The following is a 3,166-nucleotide window of genomic DNA, read 5'->3' on the forward strand; positions in this document are numbered from 1 at the left end:
ACGTCTGCACCGCCGGGCGCGGATGGTCCGTGGGCAGCTCCAGCAGCTCCGGCGCGCCCGCCAGCCGCTCCTTCCAGTACGCCAGCTGCCGGTCCAGCACCTCGCCCGCCAACTGCTCGCGCTGCCACACCGCGTAGTCGGCGTACTGCACCGGCAGCTCGGGGAGCGGCGACTCACGCCCCTCGCGGTACGCCCCGTACAGCGCCGACAGCTCCCGGAAGAGCACCCCCATGCTCCACCCGTCGCTGACGACGTGGTGCATCGAGAGCAGCAGCACGTGATCCTCTCCGCCCAGCCTCAGCAGGGTGGCGCGGAAGAGCGGTCCCTCCGAGAGATCGAACGGCCGCCCCGCCTCCTCGGCGGCGCGGTGCTCGACCGCCGCCTCGCGATCCGCTTCGCTCAAGCCCGACAGGTCTTCCACCGGCAGCGCGAACCCGCCGAAGGGTGCCACCACCTGCACCGGCGAGCCATCCACCTCGGTGAAGACCGTCCGCAGCGCCTCGTGCCGGCGGACGATCTCGCCCAGCGCGCGCTCCAGCGCCGCCTCGTCCAGCGCGCCGCCCAGGCGCCATGCCACGGGGATGTTGTAGGTGCTGCTCCCCGGCTCCAGGCGGTCCAGGAACCAGAGCCGCTCCTGCGCGAACGAGAGCGGCAGCGCACCCGTGCGCTCCACCGGTACCACGGCCGGGAGCGCCGGCAGCTCCGCGCGCCGCATCTCCTCCACCCGCCCGGCCATCTCCGCGATGGTCGGCCCCTCGAACAGCGCCCGCAGCGGCAGCTCGACGGCGAACACGGCCCGGATCCGGGACACCACCCGGGTGGCCAGCAGCGAGTGTCCACCCAGCTCGAAGAAGTTGTCGCGCACCCCCACGCGCTCCAGGCGCAGCACCTCCGCCCAGATCCCCGCCAGCACCTCCTCGGCCGGCGTCCGCGGCGCCACGTACGTCTCCTCCGCCGGCGCGAGCTCCGGCGCCGGCAGCGCCTTGCGGTCCAGCTTCCCGTTCGGAGTCAGCGGCAGCGCCTCCAGCGGGACGAACGCGGACGGCACCATGTACTCCGGCAGGCTCTGGCGCAGGTGCGCGCGCAGCGCGTCCGTCTCCACGCCGCCCACCACGTACGCCACCAGCCGCCTGTCCCCCGGCGCGTACTCGCGCGCCAGGACGACGCAGTCGGTGACGCCCGGATTCCGCCGCAGCGCCGCCTCCACCTCGCCCAGCTCGATGCGGAAGCCGCGCACCTTTACCTGCGCGTCCAGCCGGCCCAGGTACTCCAGCGTGCCGTCGGTCCGCCACCGCGCGCGGTCGCCCGTCCGGTACAGCCGCGCGCCGGGCTCGCCGAACGGGTCGGGGACGAACCTCTCCGCCGTCAGCCCGGGGCGACCCAGATACCCGCGCGCCAGCCCGCGGCCGCCGAGGTACAGCTCGCCCGGCACCCCGGCCGGAAGCGGGAGCAGCGCGGCACCGAGAACGTAGGCGCGCGTGTTGGAGATCGGCCGCCCGATCGTCGTCGGCCCTCCCGCGCGGCGCAGCGTCCAGGTGCTGTACGTCGTGTCTTCCGACGGCCCATAGAGATCGTACACCCGCTCGATCCCGCCGCGGGCGTAGAGCGCGTCCACCAGCTCGGCCCGCAGCGGCTCGCCCGCCAGGTTCACCGTCCGCACCCCGGACGGGATCCCATCGCTCTTCAGCAGCGCCGCGATCGCCGAGGGCACCGTGTTGACCAGCCGCACCTGGTCCGCCGCGGCCGACCGCGGCAGCGCCAGCGCGTTCTCCACCACGATCACGCGGCCGCCGAGCGCCAGCGGGAGGAAGATCTCGAAGACGGAGAGGTCGAAGGAGATCGACGTCGCCGCCAGCACGCCGGACAGCTCCTCCGCCGTGAAGACGGCCGCCGCCCACGACAGGAGAGCCACCGCGCTCTCGTGCTCGATCGCCACGCCCTTCGGGACACCCGTGCTCCCGGAGGTGTAGATCAGGTACGCCAGGCTCCGCGGCACGCTTCTGCGCGCCAGGCGGTCGGCGCTCTCCGCCGCGATCCCGGACGCCGCGCCGTCCACGCTCACCACCGTGACGCCATCCGGGACGGGAAGCGTGGAGCGCAGCGACTCCTGCGTCAGCAGCGCCACCACGCCGGAGTCGGCGAGGGTGAACGCGAGCCGCTCGGCCGGATAGGCGGGGTCGAGCGGGACGTACGCGCCACCCGCCTTCAGGACCGCGAGGAGGGAGACGATCATCTCGATCCCGCGCTCCAGGCACACCCCCACCCGCGCCTCGCGCCCCACGCCCAGGCGGACGAGGTGTCGCGCGAGCCGGTTCGCACGCTCGTCCAGCCCGACGTACGTCAGCTCCGCTCCCTCGAAGACGACGGCCACGGCTCCCGGCGTGCGCGCAGCCTGCGCCTCCACGAGCTCGTGGATGCACCGGTCGGCGGGATACTCCGCCTCGGTCCGGTTCCACGCCTCCAGCACGAGCGCGCGCTCCGCCTCCCCGAGCAGGTCCAGCCGCGAGAGCCGCGCGTCCGCGTCGGCGGCGACCTGCTCCAGCACCCGCTCCAGGTGCCGCACCATGCGCTCCACCGTGCCCGACTCGAACACGTCGGTCCCGTACGTCAGCCATCCCCGCAGGCCGTGCGAGGTCGCCGTCAGGCTCAGGGAGAGATCGAACTTGGCGCTCGCGCCCTCCGCATCGACTTCGCTCACGTTCAGCCCCGCGAGCGCGCCTCCCGTCCCCCCGTCGTCGGCGTTCTGCAGCGTGAACATCGCCTGGAAAAGCGGCGAGTGGCTCAAGCTGCGCTCCGGCCGCAGCTCCTCCACCAGCTTCTCGAAGGGTACCTCCTGGTGCGCGTACGCGCCCAGCGTCGTCTCCCGCACCCGCCGCAGCACCTCGCGGAAACTCGGGTCTCCCGAGAGATCAGTGCGCAGCACCAGCGTGTTGACGAAGAAGCCGATCAGCTCCTCGACCTCCTTCCGCGTCCGCCCCGCGATCGGGCTGCCCACCACCACGTCTTCGCTGCCGGCGTACGTGCCCAGCAGCACCTGGAAGGCGCCCAGCAGCGTCATGTACAGCGTCGCGCCCTCGCTCCGCCCCAGCGCCTGCAGCCGCTCCAGCAGTTCGAGGGAGAGCTCCACCGGGACCGACGCACCCCGGAACGTCTGCACCGCCGGGCG

1 protein-coding gene is annotated in these 3,166 nt (G+C 73.4%); it reads right to left on the reverse strand.

The genetic code is table 11. The features are described from left to right. On the reverse strand, nt 1–3,166 hold a 3,166-nt coding region (locus VF746_21480), incomplete at both ends, for an amino acid adenylation domain-containing protein (GenBank protein HEX8694997.1).

It is taken from the genome of Longimicrobium sp., from assembly GCA_036389795.1.
In the GTDB taxonomy this organism is placed as follows: domain Bacteria; phylum Gemmatimonadota; class Gemmatimonadetes; order Longimicrobiales; family Longimicrobiaceae; genus Longimicrobium.